The following is a 17,636-nucleotide window of genomic DNA, read 5'->3' as shown; positions in this document are numbered from 1 at the left end:
TCAATCCGTCCCGCCGCCCAGGTAGGCCTCGATAACCTTGGGGTTTTTAGCCACGTCCCTGGGATCGCCTTCTGCCAGCCATTGGCCGTAGTTAATAACCACCACCCGGTCACACACACCCATGACCACCTTCATGTCATGCTCGATCAGTAAAATGGTGACGCCCTGATCCCTGATCTTGAAGATAAGGTTCATCAGGGAGGCCGATTCCTGGGGGTTCATTCCGGCCGCCGGTTCGTCCAGCATCAGAAGTTTGGGGCCTGTGGCCAGTGCTCTGGCTATCTCCAGCCGCCTTTGATCACCATAGGAAAGCGATGAAGCCGTTTCATGGTCATGACCTACAAGACCAACAAATTCCAAGGTCTTTTTGGCATAGTCATAAACCGAGGTTTCTTCATTTTGCTGTTTTTGGGTATGAAGCACCGCTCCCAGGAAATTGGAGGTGGTGCGGCAGTGACGCCCGATTTTTACGTTATCCAAAACCGTCAGCGCATCAAAAAGCCGTATGTTTTGGAAGGTCCTGGCAATCCCCAGGGCGGTTACATTTTCCGGCTTTTTACCGCCTATACTCTTGGGCTCCTCACCCGGGGAACAAAAGTTTATGGTCCCGGCGGAAGGCTTGTCCACTCCGGCCACGCAATTGAACAGGGTTGTTTTGCCCGCGCCGTTGGGACCAATGAGGCCGATGATTTCACCAGGATTGATATCAAAGCTCACCTCTTGCAGAGCTTTGACTCCACCAAAATTCTTACTAAGATTATCAACGTTTAGGAGAGCCGTCATTGTTCCACCGCCTTTGTGGCCGGTTTTCTGCGTTGTACCTTGGCGGCCCGCATCTGGGCTGCCACAGCCGGTATGGGGAACAGACCCGCCGGCTTAAGCCGCATCATCAGGACCATGATCAGGCCGTAGAACAAAAAGCGCGAGTTCATGGGCAGGCCCAACATAGGCAAAATTACACGTAAAAGTTCACCCAGGCCCACCATCACCGCAGCGCCCACCAGTACGCCCCAGATATTGCCCAGTCCGCCCAGGACCACCATGCAGAGCACTAAAAAAGACTCCCAGAAGACAAAATCCGAAGGCGAGAGCACCATGGCCCAGCGGGCATAGAAACTTCCGCCCACAGCGCCGACCCCGGCGGAAATGGCAAAGGCAATGACCTTGTAGTTAAGGATGTTGATGCCGCAGCTCACTGCGGCCAGCTCGTCGTCGCGGATGGCGAACCAGGCCCTCCCAAGCCGTGAGGTTTCTATTCGGTGCATGATGAAAAGCGTGGCCAGGACCATGCCCAAAATGAGGAAATAAACTTCGGGCGTATCTCCTTCCAGGTAAAAAACCGGCAGCCCCAGCCATGAAAGGTCAATAGAAGCCGGTTCAATGCCCGGCAAACCCAGGGGGCCCCTGGTCAGCCAGATCTCGTTGGTGAGGAAAAGCACCACCAATTCGGAAAAGCCAAAGGTGACAATAGCGAAATAGTCACCCGTGAGCCTTAAAGTGGGGGCGCCCAAAAGCACGCCCCATAACGCCCCGTTCAGGGCGGCCAGTGGGATTATCACCCAATAGGAAAGCCCGAAATGCACGGTGAGAAGACCCGAGGTATAGGCCCCTATGCCGTAGAAGCCCACAAAGCCCAGGTCCAAAAGGCCGTTGAATCCGGGGATGACATTCAGCCCCAAAGCCAGGATCATGTAAAGCAATATCAATATGCAGACATGGAGCATATATTCCGAGACAAAAGGAGCAAAGGGTAATATGACGGCCAGGAATAGGATGCCCAGCTTCAATATTATATCTGTATTTTTTTTGGTAGGGTTTGATGCATTCATGGTTACAGACTCTTTTTACTTTCGCGGCTCAGTTTGCCGAACAGACCGGCCGGGACAAAGATGATCACCCCTATCATCACCGCATAGGAGATGCCGTCACGATAAAGCGAGCTTAAGTAACCGGCCCCAAAGGCCTCGGCAATGCCCAGGATCAGTCCTCCCAGCATGGCGCCGGGCACAGAGCCGATCCCTCCCAAAACCGCAGCGGCAAAGGCCTTGACCCCGGCCACGTATCCCATGGTCGGAAAAAGGGAGTTGTAGTAGGCCCCCACTAAAATGCCCGCTGCGGCGCCGAGACTGCCCGCCAGGGCAAAGGTGATCGTTATCACCCGGTTGACATTGACACCCACCAACGCAGCCATGGTTTTATTCTGGGAGATGGCCCGCATGGCGCGGCCAACATCAGTTTTATGGATAATAAAATTAAGCCCGGCCATAAAGACCACTGCGCAGGTAAATATGAAGATCTGCAACCAGGTCAGGTTCACGCCTCCCACATGAAAAGCCGTTTGGTTCATGTATTCCGGTAAGGCGAGCTGGGGAAAGGGCAGGGGCCTGGAGCCCCAGATGATCATGGCCAGGTTCTGCAGGAAGATGGACATGCCGATAGCGGTGATAAGCGCCGCCAGCCTCGGCGAATTACGCAAGGGACGGTAGGCGATTACATCGAGCGCCATGCCGCAGAGCGCCCCGCAGATCATGGCCAGGGCAAAGGCGGCGTAAAAGGGCATGCCTAGTGCTGTGATAAAGGTCAGCGCAAAGAAAGCGCCGAGCATGTAAACCTCACCGTGGGCAAAGTTGATCAGCTGGATCACGCCGTAGACCATGGTGTAGCCTACTGCGATCAACGCATAGATTCCGCCCAAGGTTATTCCGTTGAATAATAGTTCAAGAAACAAGGTTGCACCTGTTCAGATTGCGTATTTGGACGAGGGGGCGGCAAAAGCATTCGCTTTTGCCGCCCGGTGGGAACATTGTCTTTTAAGTCTCCCTACTGCATTTGCTTGGCGGGTGCGAATTTCCCGTCCTTGACTGTCTTGACAAAGGCGGGCTTCCTGCAATCGCCGAACTCGTTAAAGTAAGTTTTTCCGGTGATGCCCTTAAAGGCCTTTTCCGGGGAGTTGTAAGCGGCAAGGCCGTCTCTGATCTTTTTGCGGTCCGGTCCGACCTTGGCAATAACCTCGGCCAGAATCGCCATGCAGTCATAGGCGTTGGCGCTCATCCAGTCCGGGTCGCGTTTGGCGCTCTTTTTAAACTCGGCCACGAATTTCTGCCCGGCGGGTCCGGAAGCTTCGGCCAGGAAGGGGACGGAAAGGTAGGAGCCGTTGGCCGAAGGACCGGCCAGTTTGATGTAGTCCGCATTGTCCAGACCATCGCCACCAAAGATGACGGCTTTAAGGCCCGCCTTTTCTGCCTGACGCGCGATCAGGGCGCCTTGCTGGTAATAACCGGAGATAAAGACGCCATCGGGTTTGGCGGCCTTGATTTTGGTGATCTGGGGGCCGAAGTCGGTCATGGTCTTGGTATAGGCTTCGGCGCCCACAACCTTCAGGCCCAAGCCCTTGGCCGCCTTGAGAAAGGCATCTTTCAAGCCGATGGCATAGTCGTTTTGCTCGTAGAAAATGCCTATTTTTTTGAGTCCCAGCATTTTCTGGGCATAGTTGGCCAAAAATTCACTCTGGTAGTCATCGGTGTAGCAATTGCGGAAGAACCAGCCTTTACTGACCTTGCCAATAGTGGCGTTGGTGGAGGTGGCTGAGATGCAGGGCAGGCCCTTGCGAATATAGATGGGCATGGCCGCCAGGGTGGCAGAGGAGCATACGTGCCCGATTACGGCGACAATTTCTTTGTCATTGGCGAATTTGGTGCCCACGGTGCCAGCCTCTTTGGGAGCACAAAGGTCGTCTCCAAAGACCAGCTCTACTTTTTTGCCGTTAATACCGCCGGCGGCATTGATTTCAGCTACCTTAAGGCCCACGCCCTCTTTAATGTTGTCGCCGTAGGCGGCTGCGTCACCGGTCAAGGGAGCGCCCACACCAATTTTAATGGTATCAGCGGCCTGGGCGGGTCCCGCCTGGCCTATAGCCAGGGCCAGCCCAAAAAGCACAACTCCCAAAAAGGTCACTATTTTTCTGCCGTTCATTGACGATCCTCCCTTGAGTTTTGGGTGTGGTTATTCGCCTTGCCTTAAAAGTCAGGCCAAAAAACCAGTTTATTAACAGTCGTCCACCTTAATCGCCTTGTTCATAGGGTGGCCATTTCCCGACTGATTGGTGAACTAATTTGTTTGGTGTTCCAAGCCCTGTTCAGATATCGATCCATATCCGGCAAGGCTTCGTATTCTCTAACTTTCTAAAGTTTTATGACTTTTCCCGTCGATACGGTTCAACATAAGCGCCAAACCCGTTTAAGTAGCCTTTGTTGGACAGGCTATGTGAAAATACACCGGGCTTAAACTCCTACCGGGCAGCACTCTTATATGAATGCTATTCATGGTGAAATTTTTTGCAGGGCATAAGTTATAAAAGAAAAATAACTTGCCTTTGTCAATAATATATTTTTCAAAATATTGTTTTTAAATAAAGCTTGACTTTGTCAACAAAAGGCATAGAAGCATTCTGCCTTTGAAGACAGACCTTTTTATCATTCGCCGCATATCTGTGTCAATCCAGATCATTCCTAGTGGTTTTTTTAAAAAGGTATATTGGGAGCCTGTATAATTAAGTAAAACAATCCTCCGAAAGAGTGTTTATGGGGCTTTATTATGTAGAGCATTGACATGTTGTGGGTTGAATTCGGCCATGTTATCCAAGACTCAAATAACTGAAAAATATTCACTGGTAAGTATTTTTGTAGTTATTTATTTTGGTTAATGATAGTCAACATACTAATTTTTAATAATAAATATTTTTTTAAGGATATTATTTCATTTTGACTATCCTGAGTTTTCCCGGATGAAAATTGCCGCGTAAATTTTCTATTGGAGTCGTTTGTTTTCTAGAACAGCAAGTAAAGCAACAGTCGTGCCGGTTGCATAGAAAAGTTATGATTTTAAAAAAACAAAGTAAATTAATTAGTTGTATATAACACCTATTAAGAAGGGTATGTATCCAGGCGACCGTTTGGTATGCAAATAAGGGAAATTAGCTCTAAGGAAAAAAATAAAGTCCGGATTCTTGAGACCTCTTTCAATTTAAGCCCCTGGTAAAGGAGCTGACCGGTGGCAGGTTTAGGATGGAAACAGTATTGCCGTAATCATACCGCTAGGTATTTTTTGAGGTGTAAGGCAACCATTTGGTGGGAAACTGAGCCGTATGATGGTTTTGTTTCGATGAAATTGGTTAAAATTTTGTGTCCTTTTCTAAAAATCGGCCTAAACCAAAGGTGCATGAAAGCTGTTCCTCTACAGTGATCCTGCCCCCCAGCTTTATTTCAGTTGAGATATCATGAAGCAAATTCCATATTAACTCTTTGTTATTATTTGTTTTTTTTGGAAAGATACCTGACGGGTGACTTGGCCGGATCCTGCTGAGGGATGTTTTTTTGAGTCTGGACGTTAATTCCACAACAGGTGGCGCAATTAGGTTCATGCCAACCCGGTAATCAGGATTCTCCGCCGGGACGATGAAAATGCCGGATAGTCTTTATTGATTAACCGCTTAAGTAAAAATGCAAGGGGTGGATGGAAATTGAAATGCGATTTATCTCGCTTTTAGCATCGTTTTAAATAAATTGTATTACTGATGTATTGCTTTGATGCTTATCTAATTTAAAAGCAGGGCTTGGGTGATCTATCTCAAAATGTTTATGTTGGAATAATTCCTAAGTTAAAGATTAACTATTCAAGGTGGATGCTGGCTGTTGCTTAATCTGGCCTTAATCACCGCCGCAAATCTGCATATGTGATCACCTGGGTTGCCCTGAAATTTGCAAAAGGCGTATGCCTTTTTATATGTCATTGTATTTCCAGGGGGATTCCTAAAAATGTCAAATAGTGAAACATGTAGCTAATGTGTTTTGAGAAAAATCGTGCGTGAGGCTCTGCGAGGGCAGAAAAATGTTTATAGCGACCATATAGCATAAAACCGATTTGCCTTCTCTTGAGTGATTTATATATTATTTAAGTAGGAAACTAGGCCGATTCGATCGGAGCCGGCCGGAACGGGCTTCAGCTGAAAGAAGCCTTTCCGGGAAAGGAGTTTCGATAAAGGGCCCTACCGGATTTTCCGGCTATGTGGGCTGGTAAACAAAGGGGTGCTATACACCTTTGCCGGCCTTCTGAACTCCGCCTGTTAAAAAAGATGCTGCTGATTGTCTGATATATGGCGCTTATGGTTTTCGGGGAGTGTGACTCGTCCCTTTACGACAAATTGTAAGTCTCTTCTTCATGGATGCGTTTGACGAAAATCTGGTGTTTTCAGGTTGATCCCTGTGAAGTGTATAAAGGGGCTTTTCCATATCGAGTGCTTTAAAGCCGTTAATTTGCCGAAATTCAACAAGGCGAGGTGAGATATGGCAGTACTCAGTATATCGCGTCAATTTGGAGCCGGGGGGAAGACAATTGGATTGATGGTGGCCAGGCGCATGAAGTATCAATTTGTAGATTCCGGCATACTGCGGAAGGTGGCTGAAGAGGCAAAAGTTTCGCTCGAATGGGTGGAGGGAGTTGAAAAAGAAGCCGGCGGCTACCTTATGCGTTTTTTATCCAACCTGGTTTCCTCTGATTTTATTGAACGCCATGTAAGCGGTTCTGCCGAAGATTTCGATGAAAAGAAATACGTTGCGTTTTTGCAAAAGGTTATAAAGAGGATTGCCGAAGAGGATAACGTGGTCTTTGTGGGCAGGGGCAGCCAATTCATACTGAAGGACAACCCGAACGTATTGTCGGTGCTCCTGGTGGCGGAGCGCAAAGACCGTATCCAGTTTTTAGTTGACCATTACCAAATGGATCCGGGTAAAGCCGAGCGCATGGTCACCCGGCATGAGAAAAAACGGGCCCGTTTTATGACCAACTTTGGCCATACAAACCCGGATGACCCTTCTCACTACCATATGGTGCTGAATACAAGCCTGCTGAGCCTGGATATGGCCCGGGATCAGATCTGCAACCTCTTGTTCCGTTTTATAGATGAATCATCCTCTCCCATTTGGGACTGATTTTCCGGGCCGGTTTTGATTGCAATCAATGCTTTTGAGACGGTAATAAAGTCTTTTGACCGTTTTTCAAAACCTAAAGCATTTTTAAAGTCATATTAAGTGTAACATTAATGTGTTTCGTAAATTATCTTAATCTATAAGATAACTATTTATTTTAATTAAGTTTTTCGAATTGAACCAGCTTATTTTTTGTGTGTGATGTCAGGAATTTTTTTCTACTTGGCCTTGCTGATATCAGCGATTAACTGAAAATAAATATAGGTTTAAAATTTTTTCAAAAATCCTAATTTAATTTCAGAATTACTGTAATGCTTAAATTTTAGTATCATTTTTCACTGATGTGGAGTGCAGCGTTATGTTTTTTTAAAAGTGATTTTTTTAAAGAGGGTTCAAATTTCCGGGTTAGTGGCGTAAGGAGAAAATATATTATTTTTGGTAGGTTAACTAGTTGGATACAGAACATATCAAAGGAGGATTGACAATCGTTGATGCTGACTATATTGCTTGGGCGCCAAATCAAAATAGAATAGTTTAAATATAGTTTAAGAAATGAAAAAAGTTTCTTGCCAGGCAGAGCTGGAACCGACATAATAACAGTGAACCTTTACAAGGGAAGAATATAGAGATGGATTCTAATCATAAAGAAGGCCTGTCCGCCAGCTTGGAAGATTACCTGGAGGTTATCCTACGCCTGGAAGATGAGAGCAGGGTGGCCAGAGCGAAGGATATCGCAGACCGGCTGGGGGTTTCCCGCGCATCTGTGACCGGAGCGCTAAAAACCTTGGCCGAGAGGGACCTTATCAACTATACGCCCTACAGCTATACAACTCTTACCGAAAAAGGTAAGGAAATAGCCAAGGAAATTATCCGCAGGCATGAGACGTTAAAGGAGTTTTTTCAGGATTTCCTCCAGCTGGAGTCGGAACATGCCGACGCCAATGCCTGTAGGGTGGAGCATGCCATTGATTCCCAGGCAATGGACCGCATGGTCTACTTTTTAAGTTTCATGCGCAGGTGTCCGCGCACTGGTGAGGATTGGCTGGAGTCATTCCGCAGTTATTGCAAAGGCAGGGTTCAGGAGAGCCGTTGCGGGGAGTGCCTGGAGAAGCTTAGATCCAAACAACACAAGGGCCTGGCAGGTTGCTCCGGTTGAGAGTTGTTGTCTGGTTTTAATACCAGTTTGGCTGAAACTGGAAAGTTAATGGCCCACTGTGGTTTCATTTTGAGCCAGAGGCGGAACAGCCGTATTGGTGGTACGCTTTGGGAAAAGACTTGCGTAATTATCACTTTCAATAAAATAAGAAGCCTTTTAGCCGGCAAAGCCTGTCTGGGCTTTGCCGGCCCTTAATCTGAACGTACCGCACATTTTTAAGATCCTTAACCAACTTTTCTGCAATCACGAACCGGCTAAGTTGGTTGATCCGTTCCAAGCATCTGCCAATGCAGATGCTTGTTTTTTGTGAAGTCAAGGCCGCTACACGCTTAATGTAAGTATTACATAATTAATTTAAATAGTTATGCTGTATCTGGGCTGTTTTTTGACGCACAAAACCCGCCAAATTGCAAGCAAGTCAAGCGAGCAATTTAAATACACCGGCAAAATCTTACGTCTCAAAATAAAAGGGGCGGGGACGCAACCCGAACTGCCGTTGAAACCAGGCAAAAAAATGGGTCCTGGAGGAAGGGAAGGACCCCCAGGACCCGAAAACTGATATCCCTGGTGTCGGCCCTAACATCAGGGAAACGGGAAGGAGTTCCCGGTATGCGCTTCAAGGGCAATAAAAAACCCCCAGCCCGCATAACCGGCTGGGGGATTGCACCCTGTTTTCTTCATCTCCCCAGAGTATCCTGATTCCGGTTCCTCGCCGGTTTATTCAGGTTTGTGGGTGGGCAGGTCTTCTGACTTCCGGTTCAGCCTACTTTCCGCGTCTTCCCCTTTCCCTGAAAGGAAAGAGTGACTTTAATTGCGGATTTTGTCCCCGGTTACAGCGGCGGGACCGTGACGGAATTTCACCGTCTTCCCTATTAAGCCCAGAGGGCACCGACTCCACTATCTATGCTTTGGGTATACATCTTATGGGGGTATGCTGTCAAGACTTCAATTGGCCTTAACCAGGGTAAGCAGCCCCTTACAATTTGCAAAGGGCTGCTTGTCTTTAATTTTCCTGAGGTCACGGCTCTACATTGGTGACCAGAACTTTACTAATTTCAAGCACTTTTCCTTTAAAGCGATTTTCCAGGGCTAAGTTCAGCATATCCAGGGTAATAACCTTGTTCAGCTTGGCCAGCACAGCCAGGGAGGCAAGGGACCAATCCACGTTTTTGAGGCCTTGCCCCTTGAAATCCACCAGACGCACCTGAGCCCCGGTTTCGGGGATCTCAACTCCGGCTGCCTGAATCACCAGGGTTTCAGGCCCCAATTTGGCGTAGACTTCCTTTCTGCGCTCCACCCCTTCCGGAGCCAGAGCCAGGACCACATCGGGTTTTTCGATACCCGTGTAGCCTATTTGCACAGGTGAAAAATTGAGTTCGGTAATGGAAGGCCCGCGCAGGACTGTGATGTTGTATTCATTTTTCTGGGTGGCGTAAAGCCCGGCGGACTGGGCGGCCAGGCCCAGGAGCTCCCCTGCCGTGATGGCTCTTTGACCGGCCGAGCCCTGAAGCGAAACACTCACCCTGCCTTCAAAGGGCGGATTGAAGTGCTTTTCTATGGTCAAAGGCCTGCCTAATGGCTCAAGAGCTTCGCATTCGGCCCGGTAGGCATCGCCATACTCGGTTCTTTGGTTTTCGGGTATGGGGCCTTGGGGCCTTTGGTCCGCGTCCAGGCCCTCTTGAATGGTCTTGGGTGTGATTTTGTTGCGCTTGGTGTAGCGCCCCGGACATACGCCTTCGATCTCCAGGATGGCAAAACCCTTGTAATTTATGGCCTGCTCCATGATTTGGCTCAGGTCTTTTTGATAGGCTGAACAGCGCATTACAAAAGGAGCGCCCGCGGCTGTGGCCACGCCGTAAAGATCCAGGGGCCGGTCCAGCCGGTTTAAGAAACCGGAGCTTACCTGGGCGTCGTTGGGGGTTGTGGCCGAGCATTGACCGCCGGTCATGCCGAAGTTGAAGTTATTCAGCACCAAAAGGGTGATATCCAGGTTTTTGCGGCAGGCTGCCAACACATGGGCCCCGCCGATTCCCAGGCCGCCGTCACCCATGGTCACCACCACATTCAAGTCCGGGCGGCTCAGCTTAAGCCCGGAGGCATAGGTCAGGGCCCGGCCATGCAGGCCGTGAAAGGCGTGGGTGTTGAAAAAGGTGTCAAACAACCCGGAACAGCCGATATCGCTGACCATGGCTATATCCCGGCCGTTAAGCCCCATGCGTACAAAGGTTTTGTCCAGGGTCCTGAGTACGCTGTCATGGGAGCAGCCAGGGCAGAAGACCGGGGGTCGGCTCAGGTTAAGCAAAGTCCTGTCAGCCATTTACCGCCTCCTTTATCTGGCTTGGGGTGATCAGCTTGCCGTCCATGGCCCCCAGGAACTCCACCTTGTGGCCGGGAAGAAGGCGTTTTATCTCCCGCACATACTGGCCCAGGTTCATCTCAACCACCAATACCCTTTTGGCTCCCTTGGCGAGAGTTTGGATAAGGTTTTCCGGAACCGGCCAAAGGGTCTTTAAAACCGCGACCGAAGTGGCGCGGCCCGACTGGTTCAACTCCTGACAGGCCTGGCGCGCGGCCCGGCCGCTTACTCCATAGGTAAGAACCAAGGTGTCGGCCTGGTCGTTTATCTCGGATTCGTGCAGGCTGAATTTGTCCACATTGGCTGTGAGCTTGCGTTCAAGCCTGGAAACCTGGGCCTGAATCTCGGCCGGAGAGGTGGTTATGTAGCCGTTCTCTCCATGGGTGGAAGAGGTCTGGCGAGAGATCTCCTGCCCGCCTATGGGTCTGAAGTGCGGCACCTGGCTTTGGGTCATGGGTTTAAAGGGCAGGTAATCCCCTCCCGGAGGGGCCGATTCCCTTTCCACCAGATCAGGTACGGCAAGGGCGTCTAAGTCCACCGATTCCTTGGTAAGCCCGATTTCCTTGTTCGAGGCGATGAAAACCGGGCAACGGTACTGTTCGGCCAGGTTAAAAGCGTGGATGGTAAGGGTGTAACAGTCCTTTACATCAGTGGGCGCCAGTACAATCCCGCTGATGCCGCCGGTGTTGGACCAGCGCAGGAACTGAATATCCCCGTCTGCTCCCCTGGTGGCGGAACCGGTGGAGGGCCCAAGTCGCTGCACATCCACAATCACCAGGGGGATCTCGGAACCCACGGCAAAGGAGATATGCTCGCTGTAAAGACTGATTCCCGGTCCGCTGGTGGCGGTCATGACCTTGCGGCCGGCCATGGAAGCCCCCAGGCAGTAACCCATGGAGGCGATTTCATCCTCTCCCTGGATCACAATACCGCCTTTGGGCGGCAAAAGGCGCAGCATGGTGTTGAAGACGCTGGTGGCGGGGGTGATGGGGTAACCTGCGAAAAAGCTGCAACCCGCATCATGAGCACCCCAGGCAATGGCCTCGTTTCCTTCTAAAAGGCAAAGACCCATTATGCTCTCCCTGGTCTGGCCGGGGATAGCCTGGGTCAGCTCCTCCCCGGGTGGTTTGGGGGTTTTTGAAGCCCTGATAAAGGCTATCTAATACAGGTTGATAATCTGGGAATCAATAAAAAAAGTCATTTATTTTCCTTAATTTACGTCTGGTGTAAGCCGGTTTTGTTGGTTTTTGAATTGCCCTTTCACTTTACCGGGCCGCTATCTCCTTAAATTTTAGCAGCTTGGGCGCCACACTCCGGAAGATTGAGTAAGAATTTAAAAAAACAGGTAACGCTCTGCGAAATTGATCCAATGGTTTATGCTTCCCAAACGGCTTAAAAGGTGTGGCTTCACTTTTTAAGGCTTTTGGTCTTTAATCCAATTGCAGATAGCGGAGATAACGTCCTTTTCTATCCCCCAGAAGCCGTGCGCGCTTCTTGCCTGGCAGGGGGCGGAACTTGCCGGGATGGTTTTTGTAAAACTTATCAGCTCTATAGCGGCCGCGTTATTAAGCCTGGCCTTGATCTGTCCTGCGCCTTGATAAGGGGTGTAGGGACAGGCGTCCTTTTTGTGGTGAACGAGCAGGACCGGTGGTTTTATTGATTCAAGGTCCAGCTCAAGCAGTTGCAGCCCCTTTTGATTGGGTATGGTCAAAGAAGAGCTGAGCACAATTCCGGCAAGATGCTTAAGCTTGTCTCCCTGGGCAACCGCCGCGGCGCCTGAACTGCCCCGACTGGCGCCCACCAGCCAGACCGGCAGGTTGGTTTCGGCGCGCAGATAGTCGATTACCGATTGAATGTCTCTTTTATATTCTAATAAATTCCTGAACCCATATAAAAGGCCGCAGTGGTCCTGACAGTCTGTAGGCGCGTCCATAAGCGCGGTGCAAAACCCTTGTGCCGCCAAATCACGCCTGGTGCGAACCAGGAAATTGTTTCTCAGCCTTGACGGGTTGCCCGAGTCGTCAATATCCAACCTGCCGTTGCCGCCGGGTAAGAGGATCAGACAGGCCACTGCGCTTTTGGGCTCAACAAGGTGCAACCGTACACTGACACTTTTTCTGGTGGGGATATCCACCACTTTTTCAAGGGGTGCGCCGTTAATTATGTGTTCATGGATTTTGGCGACCGGTTTTTGGTAGGCACAGGCCAGGACCAGCAAGGGAATGGCAATTAAAAGACCCAACAGGGGGGGATTGCCGAACAAGCCGGGGATTAACCCGAATTCAGGCTCTTTTATGCTTTTTACGGGCATGCTCACCTTTTTGTGCTGCACACGGGCGACTGGCTTTGGTCTCGCGGCCCGGGCTTGTTGCAAGCTCAATTGATTTTACACCCTGGAGAGCAAGGCGTTCACCGGGGGGGTATCCGGCTCATGTTTGTTCATAACTAAAAGCAGGATAGCGAGGGCGAGTTTTACCCTTAAAAATCATGACCTGTCTCTTTGATTAATTTGAAAGGGCATGGATCAGTATGTGTTATTCATATTAATATGATTACAAAATATGAATTATTTTTTGGGGTGAAGCCTTTTCAGTTTCAAACCTGATTGGGGGGTAAAATGATTTGCAAAAACCTGCTCTTGGGCCTGGAAAGAATTGGACTGGTTTTTGCGTTTATAACTTTGGTTTTGGTAGTTTTAGAAGACTGTTCTGCCCAAAAAAGCGGTGAAAATGCCTTTACCGGCAGTGAAAGTTGCCGCAGATGCCATGAAAAATTCTATCAACTTTGGGCCCGTCTCATCACGGCAAGGCCATGCAGCCCTATACGGAAGGATTCGCTGAAAAGAGCCTCACCCCCCATAAAGCTGCGGTCAAAGTGGATGGCCACAGCTATGAGGCCAAGGTGGGGCCGGGGCAGGGTTATGTCCTGGACAAAGGCCCCGAAGGGGAATCGCGCTATAACATCACCCAGGTACTGGGGGGCAAGAACATTTTTTATTTCCTCACCCCCCTGGAGCGGGGCAGGCTGCAGACCCTGCCCGTGGATGTAAAACAAAAGCTCTGGTTTGATGCGGCAGCCAGCGGAGTCCGTCACCAGGGGGATCGGCCGGTGAGTTGGAGACATTCTGGCTACACCTTTAACTCGGCCTGCTATGCCTGTCATGTGAGCCAATATAAACAGAATTATGATCTGGCCACAGACACCTACGGCACCACCTGGTCTGAGCCCGGCATAAACTGCGAATCCTGCCACGGCCCTGCGGCCGAACATATAAGGGTCTGCGCTGAAGCGCCGCCCGGGATTGTTCCCGAGGATCTCAGGATAAAGAGAGGAGGCCGGGACTTCACCCATGAGCAGAACAACGCAACCTGCTCCACCCGTCATGCCAAGTCCATCGCCTTGAGCACAAGCTTTGAACCGGGCGATGATTTCTGGGACCATTACGACCTGGTGACCATGGAGCATCCGGATTTTTATCCCGACGGCCGGGACCTGGGGGAGAACTACACTTATAACACCTGGCTGTTAAGCCCTTGTGTAAAGGCCGGGGAGCTGGATTGCACCCACTGCCACACCTCCAGCGGCAGGTTCCGCCAGAAAAAAAACCCAACCAGGCCTGCGCCCCTTGTCACCAAAAGAGGATCAATAACCTGGAAGCCCACAGCAGGCATAAGCCGGGGAGCAATTCCCCTGGTTGCTTGAATTGCCATATGCCCATGACCGGCTTTGCCCGCATGATGAGAAGCGACCATTCCATGCTGCCTCCCACCTCCGGTGCAACCGGGGAGTTTGCTTCGCCCAATGCCTGCAATCTCTGCCACCGGGACAAGGAACCGGACTGGGCCGACCGCCTGGTGCGTAAATGGCACGGCTCAAGTCACCAGGATCTGATCCTGCATCGGGCGTCTTTGATCAAGGCGGCCCGTAACAGGGACTGGGACCGGCTTCCTGAAATGCTGGACTATCTCAATGACCCCGGAGGTGACGAGGTGTTCAAGACTTCTTTGGTGAGGCTTTTGATCTCCTGCCCTTACGAAGAGAAATGGCAGGTGCTTTTTGAGTTGGCCAAAGATTCGTCCCCGCTTCTAAGGTCTGCCGCCCTTTCGGTCTTGTCTGATTTGCAAAACCGCCGGGCCCTTGATCTTCTGGTAAGGGCCGCGGGCCATGGGCCCCGCCTGGTGAGGGTGAGGGCGGCATCGGCCTTGGCCTCATTTCCCCTTCAAATGCTTTCTCCCGGGCAAAGGGATGTAGTGGAAGCTGCCGCCAAGGAGTTGGTCCAGGCGATTTTAGCCCGGCCCGACACCTGGCAGGCTTATTACAATCTGGGAAATTATCGACTCGGGCAGGGCAGGATCACTAAAGCACAAAAGGCCTGTGAAACAGCCCTTGGAATCAGCGGTTATGAGATAATGCCCATGGTAAAACTTGCCTTGGCCTGCGCCCAAAGGGGGGGCGCGGATTGCTCCCTGAAATACCTGATAAGGGCCAGGGAAAAGGAGCCTGAAAACCCGGTGGTAAACCTGAACCTGGGGCTCTTCTGGGCTGAAAAGGGAAAGAACGGGAAAGCGGAAAAATCCCTTAGACTGGCTTTTCTGAATGACCCCAAATTGGCCAGGGCCGCTTATAACCTGGGGCTTTTACTGGTAGAGAAAAGCCCTGCCGAAGGGGCTATGCTGTGCCTTAAGGCCTATGAATTTTCCCCTAATCCCAAATATGCGGCCACTGCCGCCTTTTGGTTGAAGGGTCAGCAAAAGACCATCCGGGCCGCTCGGCTGCTGGAAAAATCAATCGACAAATGGCCCGGTTATACTGACCGCTACCTTTTGCTGGCCAGGATGCACCGGGAAAAGGGGCTGCTGCGGGAGGCTGAAAAGGTGCCTCAAAAGGGGCTCAACAGCGGGCGCATGTTCGGCCTGGATAAAAAGCGCCTGCTTTATCAGTTGGGGCGTTTGCAAAGCGGCGGCCCGGCTGATTGACCGGGCTGCCAACTTTTCGGCGAAGTTATCCTGGATCTTGCCAAACGGCTTTATTATCAACTAACTATTTACCGCTTCCCTGGGCTCCTCCAGACAGGCCCTTGCCTATCTGCATGGTGAGCCACAGGTAAAAATTCATGGGTTCTCCCTTAATTTTGGTTTTGGCTTTTTTGCCAAAGCTTTTCAGCTTCATGGTCATGTCTTTGGTCTCTGCCCTAACCAGGCCCAAGGGGGGAATATATTCGCAGACTATGGCCTTTACCGGGTTGCCCTTTTCATCCTCGGCCTCTACTTTTATGGCTTTGAGTTTGCGCTTGCTGGTTTTTAGGGTGATTGTCTTGGCAGAGCCATCCTGAGGCTTGATGGTCCTGGGTTGCTGGGCGTTTTTTTCGCCTTCTTTCAGAAAACTATCCGGGACGGTAAAGGGGTCCATTCCGTTGGGCTGGACAATAACCTCCAAAGGTTTGCCGGGTCCCTTGGGCGTTTCTTCCATAAGCACCCGGGTCACCACCCGGCCCTCACCCTCGGGGGTGATTGCGATTTCCATCCATATGGCCGGTATGCCGTCCCTTTCTTCTCTTTCCAGGGTGGAGATGAACATGGTGGAACGCTTGTTTTTCTTAAGATCGTGAATCTTGTACAGAGCCCAGGCTCCGGGATGAAATTTAAAATAACCGTCCACCACCACCATGGAACTTTGGCCCGATTTAGGCATATTGGAGTCGGCAGACCAAACCGGGCTTGTGCAAAAGGCCGCCAGACATAAAAGAAATGTCAACAACCCACTGATCTTCAAAGTTTTTTGCAACATGACGACCTCTTTCAGTTTTAGGTAGCCGGGTTATTCTTAATTATCTACTTCTTCAGACGGATTTCAAAAGGCAAAACCTACCATTTGCCCAGGGCCTCCAGGGATGCGGAGACCATCCCCACCGTGTCTATGGTGTCAAAGCCGGTGAGCTGGTTGATCTCCCGCTCCGCTGCCACTGGGTCCTGGTTGGCCTTGTCCCTTGCCTTGGAGAGCTTTTTGTAAAAGCCCAGCTTTTTCTGCAGTTCCAGTTTGGTTTTTTGGCTGGACGCCTTGTTTATCCTGTTTTTTAAAAGGGGGCCAACTTGGTCTTGATATCCTTCGCGGTTCCCCGGTAAATCTCCCGGTTTTGATTGTCTGTAAATGTGCCTCCGTGGCGGCGCATTTCATGGGCCTTATACAAGGTGACCCTGGCGGCGTCTTCGGCGTAGTTGGGGTCCAGGGCGCATCTGGGGTCGATGCCTTTGTTTTGCATGTTTTTTATGCGCAGCCAATTGGTGTCTCCATAGGCCTCCAGATGGCGGCTGGTGGTCACGTTCTGCCAGGCTTGCGATGCCTTGCGGCCGCCTGAGTTCCGGGCATAGACCGTGTTAAAGCGGTCTTGGACCATGGCGTTTGCCGTGTACAGGCCAAGGTGCCGGATCCTGCCGGTTTGAGGGTCTTTATAGCGCACCGTATTTCCGCTGGTGCTGTTCATGGCCAGGTCCAGGTCCATGCCGGGCGAGGTGTTGCCCGAGTTGCGGATAGGTTTGAAACTCAGCTCGTTGGCATCAAATCCCTGGCGGGCAAGGTCCTGCTTCAACTCCCGCACTATTTTATTTGTGTGCCTGCGGTCCCAGGCGCCGTAGGCCGCCTTTTCCTTTGAGGTGGCGTTGAATTTGAGATAGCCCTTGGCATGAGGCGCGTTTTTGATGGCAGCGGTCTGGTCCATGATCTGCCTGCTCAAAAGCCTCAAGGATTTTTTGTCTGCCCCGCCTGCCTTGGCGGTGTTGTCTTTACTCTGCAATTCCGCCAGGCGCTTCACCATGGCCTTGCCGTATTGGCGCTCCTGTTTGAATCTGTGGGAGCGTTGGGCCTGTTTCCATTGATCGAGCTTGGCCTTGCGGGCCGCTGTCCTTGCCCTGTGTTGATAACCCATGATTCTCTGGGTGACCTTTTGTACGGCCTTTCTCTTGATAAAGGTAATGGCCGTGTTTTTCAGACCTCCGAGTAGACCGCCTTCCCGGTATCCCTCGTAATTCGAATGCCGCTTCCGGGTTATTTCAGATATTAACAATTAAAGGTTATTTGCATAACCAGCTCAAACTATGCGCTTTAACAGAACAACCCATTGCCTCACAGACAGGGGCAAGCTTCA

The 17,636-nt window shown here is 50.7% G+C and carries 13 protein-coding genes and 1 riboswitch; of the genes, 4 read left to right on the top strand and 9 right to left on the bottom strand.

All coding sequences use genetic code 11. The features are described from left to right. The 4 genes from X474_RS07990 to X474_RS07975 all read right to left on the bottom strand — a co-directional run bounded on the left by X474_RS07990 (position 1) and on the right by X474_RS07975 (position 3,972). A complete protein-coding gene (locus X474_RS07990) occupies positions 1-783 on the bottom strand; it encodes an ABC transporter ATP-binding protein (protein ID WP_044348010.1) in 783 nt (260 codons plus the stop codon). Continuing rightward, positions 780-1,829: a branched-chain amino acid ABC transporter permease gene (locus tag X474_RS07985; protein WP_052515000.1), complete on the bottom strand. Its 1,050-nt coding sequence runs from the start codon at positions 1,827-1,829 to the stop codon at positions 780-782. The genes X474_RS07990 and X474_RS07985 overlap by 4 nt, the downstream gene beginning before the upstream one ends. Positions 1,830-1,831: 2 nt before the next feature. Next, positions 1,832-2,728 (bottom strand): branched-chain amino acid ABC transporter permease, encoded by an 897-nt coding sequence (locus X474_RS07980; RefSeq protein ID WP_044348009.1) that lies wholly within the window; start codon positions 2,726-2,728, stop codon positions 1,832-1,834. A 92-nt stretch (positions 2,729-2,820) separates the two neighbouring features. Next, a complete protein-coding gene (locus X474_RS07975; protein WP_044348007.1) occupies positions 2,821-3,972 on the bottom strand; it encodes an ABC transporter substrate-binding protein in 1,152 nt (383 codons plus the stop codon). Between the two features lie 2,369 nt (positions 3,973-6,341). Here X474_RS07975 and X474_RS07970 point away from each other — a divergent pair. Then, the gene (locus tag X474_RS07970) at positions 6,342-6,986 is read left to right on the top strand and encodes a cytidylate kinase-like family protein (RefSeq protein ID WP_044348006.1); all 645 of its coding nucleotides are present in this window, start codon (positions 6,342-6,344) and stop codon (positions 6,984-6,986) included. A 625-nt stretch (positions 6,987-7,611) separates the two neighbouring features. After that, positions 7,612-8,139 (top strand): metal-dependent transcriptional regulator, encoded by a 528-nt coding sequence (locus tag X474_RS07965; protein WP_044348005.1) that lies wholly within the window; start codon positions 7,612-7,614, stop codon positions 8,137-8,139. Positions 8,140-8,858: 719 nt separating this feature from the next. Then, positions 8,859-9,047: riboswitch (cobalamin riboswitch) on the bottom strand. 110 nt (positions 9,048-9,157) lie between these two features. Here the strand turns inward: X474_RS07965 and X474_RS07960 are convergent. The 3 genes from X474_RS07960 to X474_RS07950 all read right to left on the bottom strand — a co-directional run bounded on the left by X474_RS07960 (position 9,158) and on the right by X474_RS07950 (position 12,806). Then, a complete protein-coding gene (locus X474_RS07960) occupies positions 9,158-10,456 on the bottom strand; it encodes a thiamine pyrophosphate-dependent enzyme (protein ID WP_044348004.1) in 1,299 nt (432 codons plus the stop codon). Then, entirely contained in the window at positions 10,449-11,567 is a 1,119-nt protein-coding gene (locus tag X474_RS07955; RefSeq protein WP_044348003.1) for a transketolase C-terminal domain-containing protein, read from the bottom strand. The genes X474_RS07960 and X474_RS07955 overlap by 8 nt, the downstream gene beginning before the upstream one ends. Positions 11,568-11,909: 342 nt before the next feature. Next, the gene (locus X474_RS07950; RefSeq protein WP_044348002.1) at positions 11,910-12,806 is read right to left on the bottom strand and encodes an alpha/beta hydrolase; all 897 of its coding nucleotides are present in this window, start codon (positions 12,804-12,806) and stop codon (positions 11,910-11,912) included. A gap of 500 nt (positions 12,807-13,306) precedes the next feature. Here X474_RS07950 and X474_RS07945 point away from each other — a divergent pair, with 500 nt between their 5' ends. Both X474_RS07945 and X474_RS07940 read left to right on the top strand, forming a co-directional pair. After that, complete coding sequence (locus tag X474_RS07945) at positions 13,307-14,197, top strand: multiheme c-type cytochrome (protein ID WP_044348001.1); 891 nt, start codon at positions 13,307-13,309, stop codon at positions 14,195-14,197. Beyond that, positions 14,194-15,471, top strand: coding sequence for a tetratricopeptide repeat protein (locus X474_RS07940; RefSeq protein ID WP_156360675.1), 1,278 nt, complete (start codon positions 14,194-14,196; stop codon positions 15,469-15,471). The genes X474_RS07945 and X474_RS07940 overlap by 4 nt, the downstream gene beginning before the upstream one ends. 64 nt (positions 15,472-15,535) lie before the next feature. Here X474_RS07940 and X474_RS07935 read toward each other — a convergent pair whose 3' ends face one another. After that, positions 15,536-16,282, bottom strand: coding sequence for a hypothetical protein (locus X474_RS07935; protein ID WP_044347999.1), 747 nt, complete (start codon positions 16,280-16,282; stop codon positions 15,536-15,538). 286 nt (positions 16,283-16,568) lie between these two features. Then, a complete protein-coding gene (locus X474_RS07930) occupies positions 16,569-17,555 on the bottom strand; it encodes a hypothetical protein (protein WP_044347998.1) in 987 nt (328 codons plus the stop codon). Positions 17,556-17,636: the final 81 nt, after the last annotated feature.

The sequence above is a fragment of the Dethiosulfatarculus sandiegensis genome, from assembly GCF_000931935.2.
GTDB lineage: Bacteria > Desulfobacterota > Desulfarculia > Desulfarculales > Desulfarculaceae > Dethiosulfatarculus > Dethiosulfatarculus sandiegensis.
Note: the sequence above shows the minus strand (reverse complement) of the source record. Positions and strands in the feature narration are given on the sequence as shown.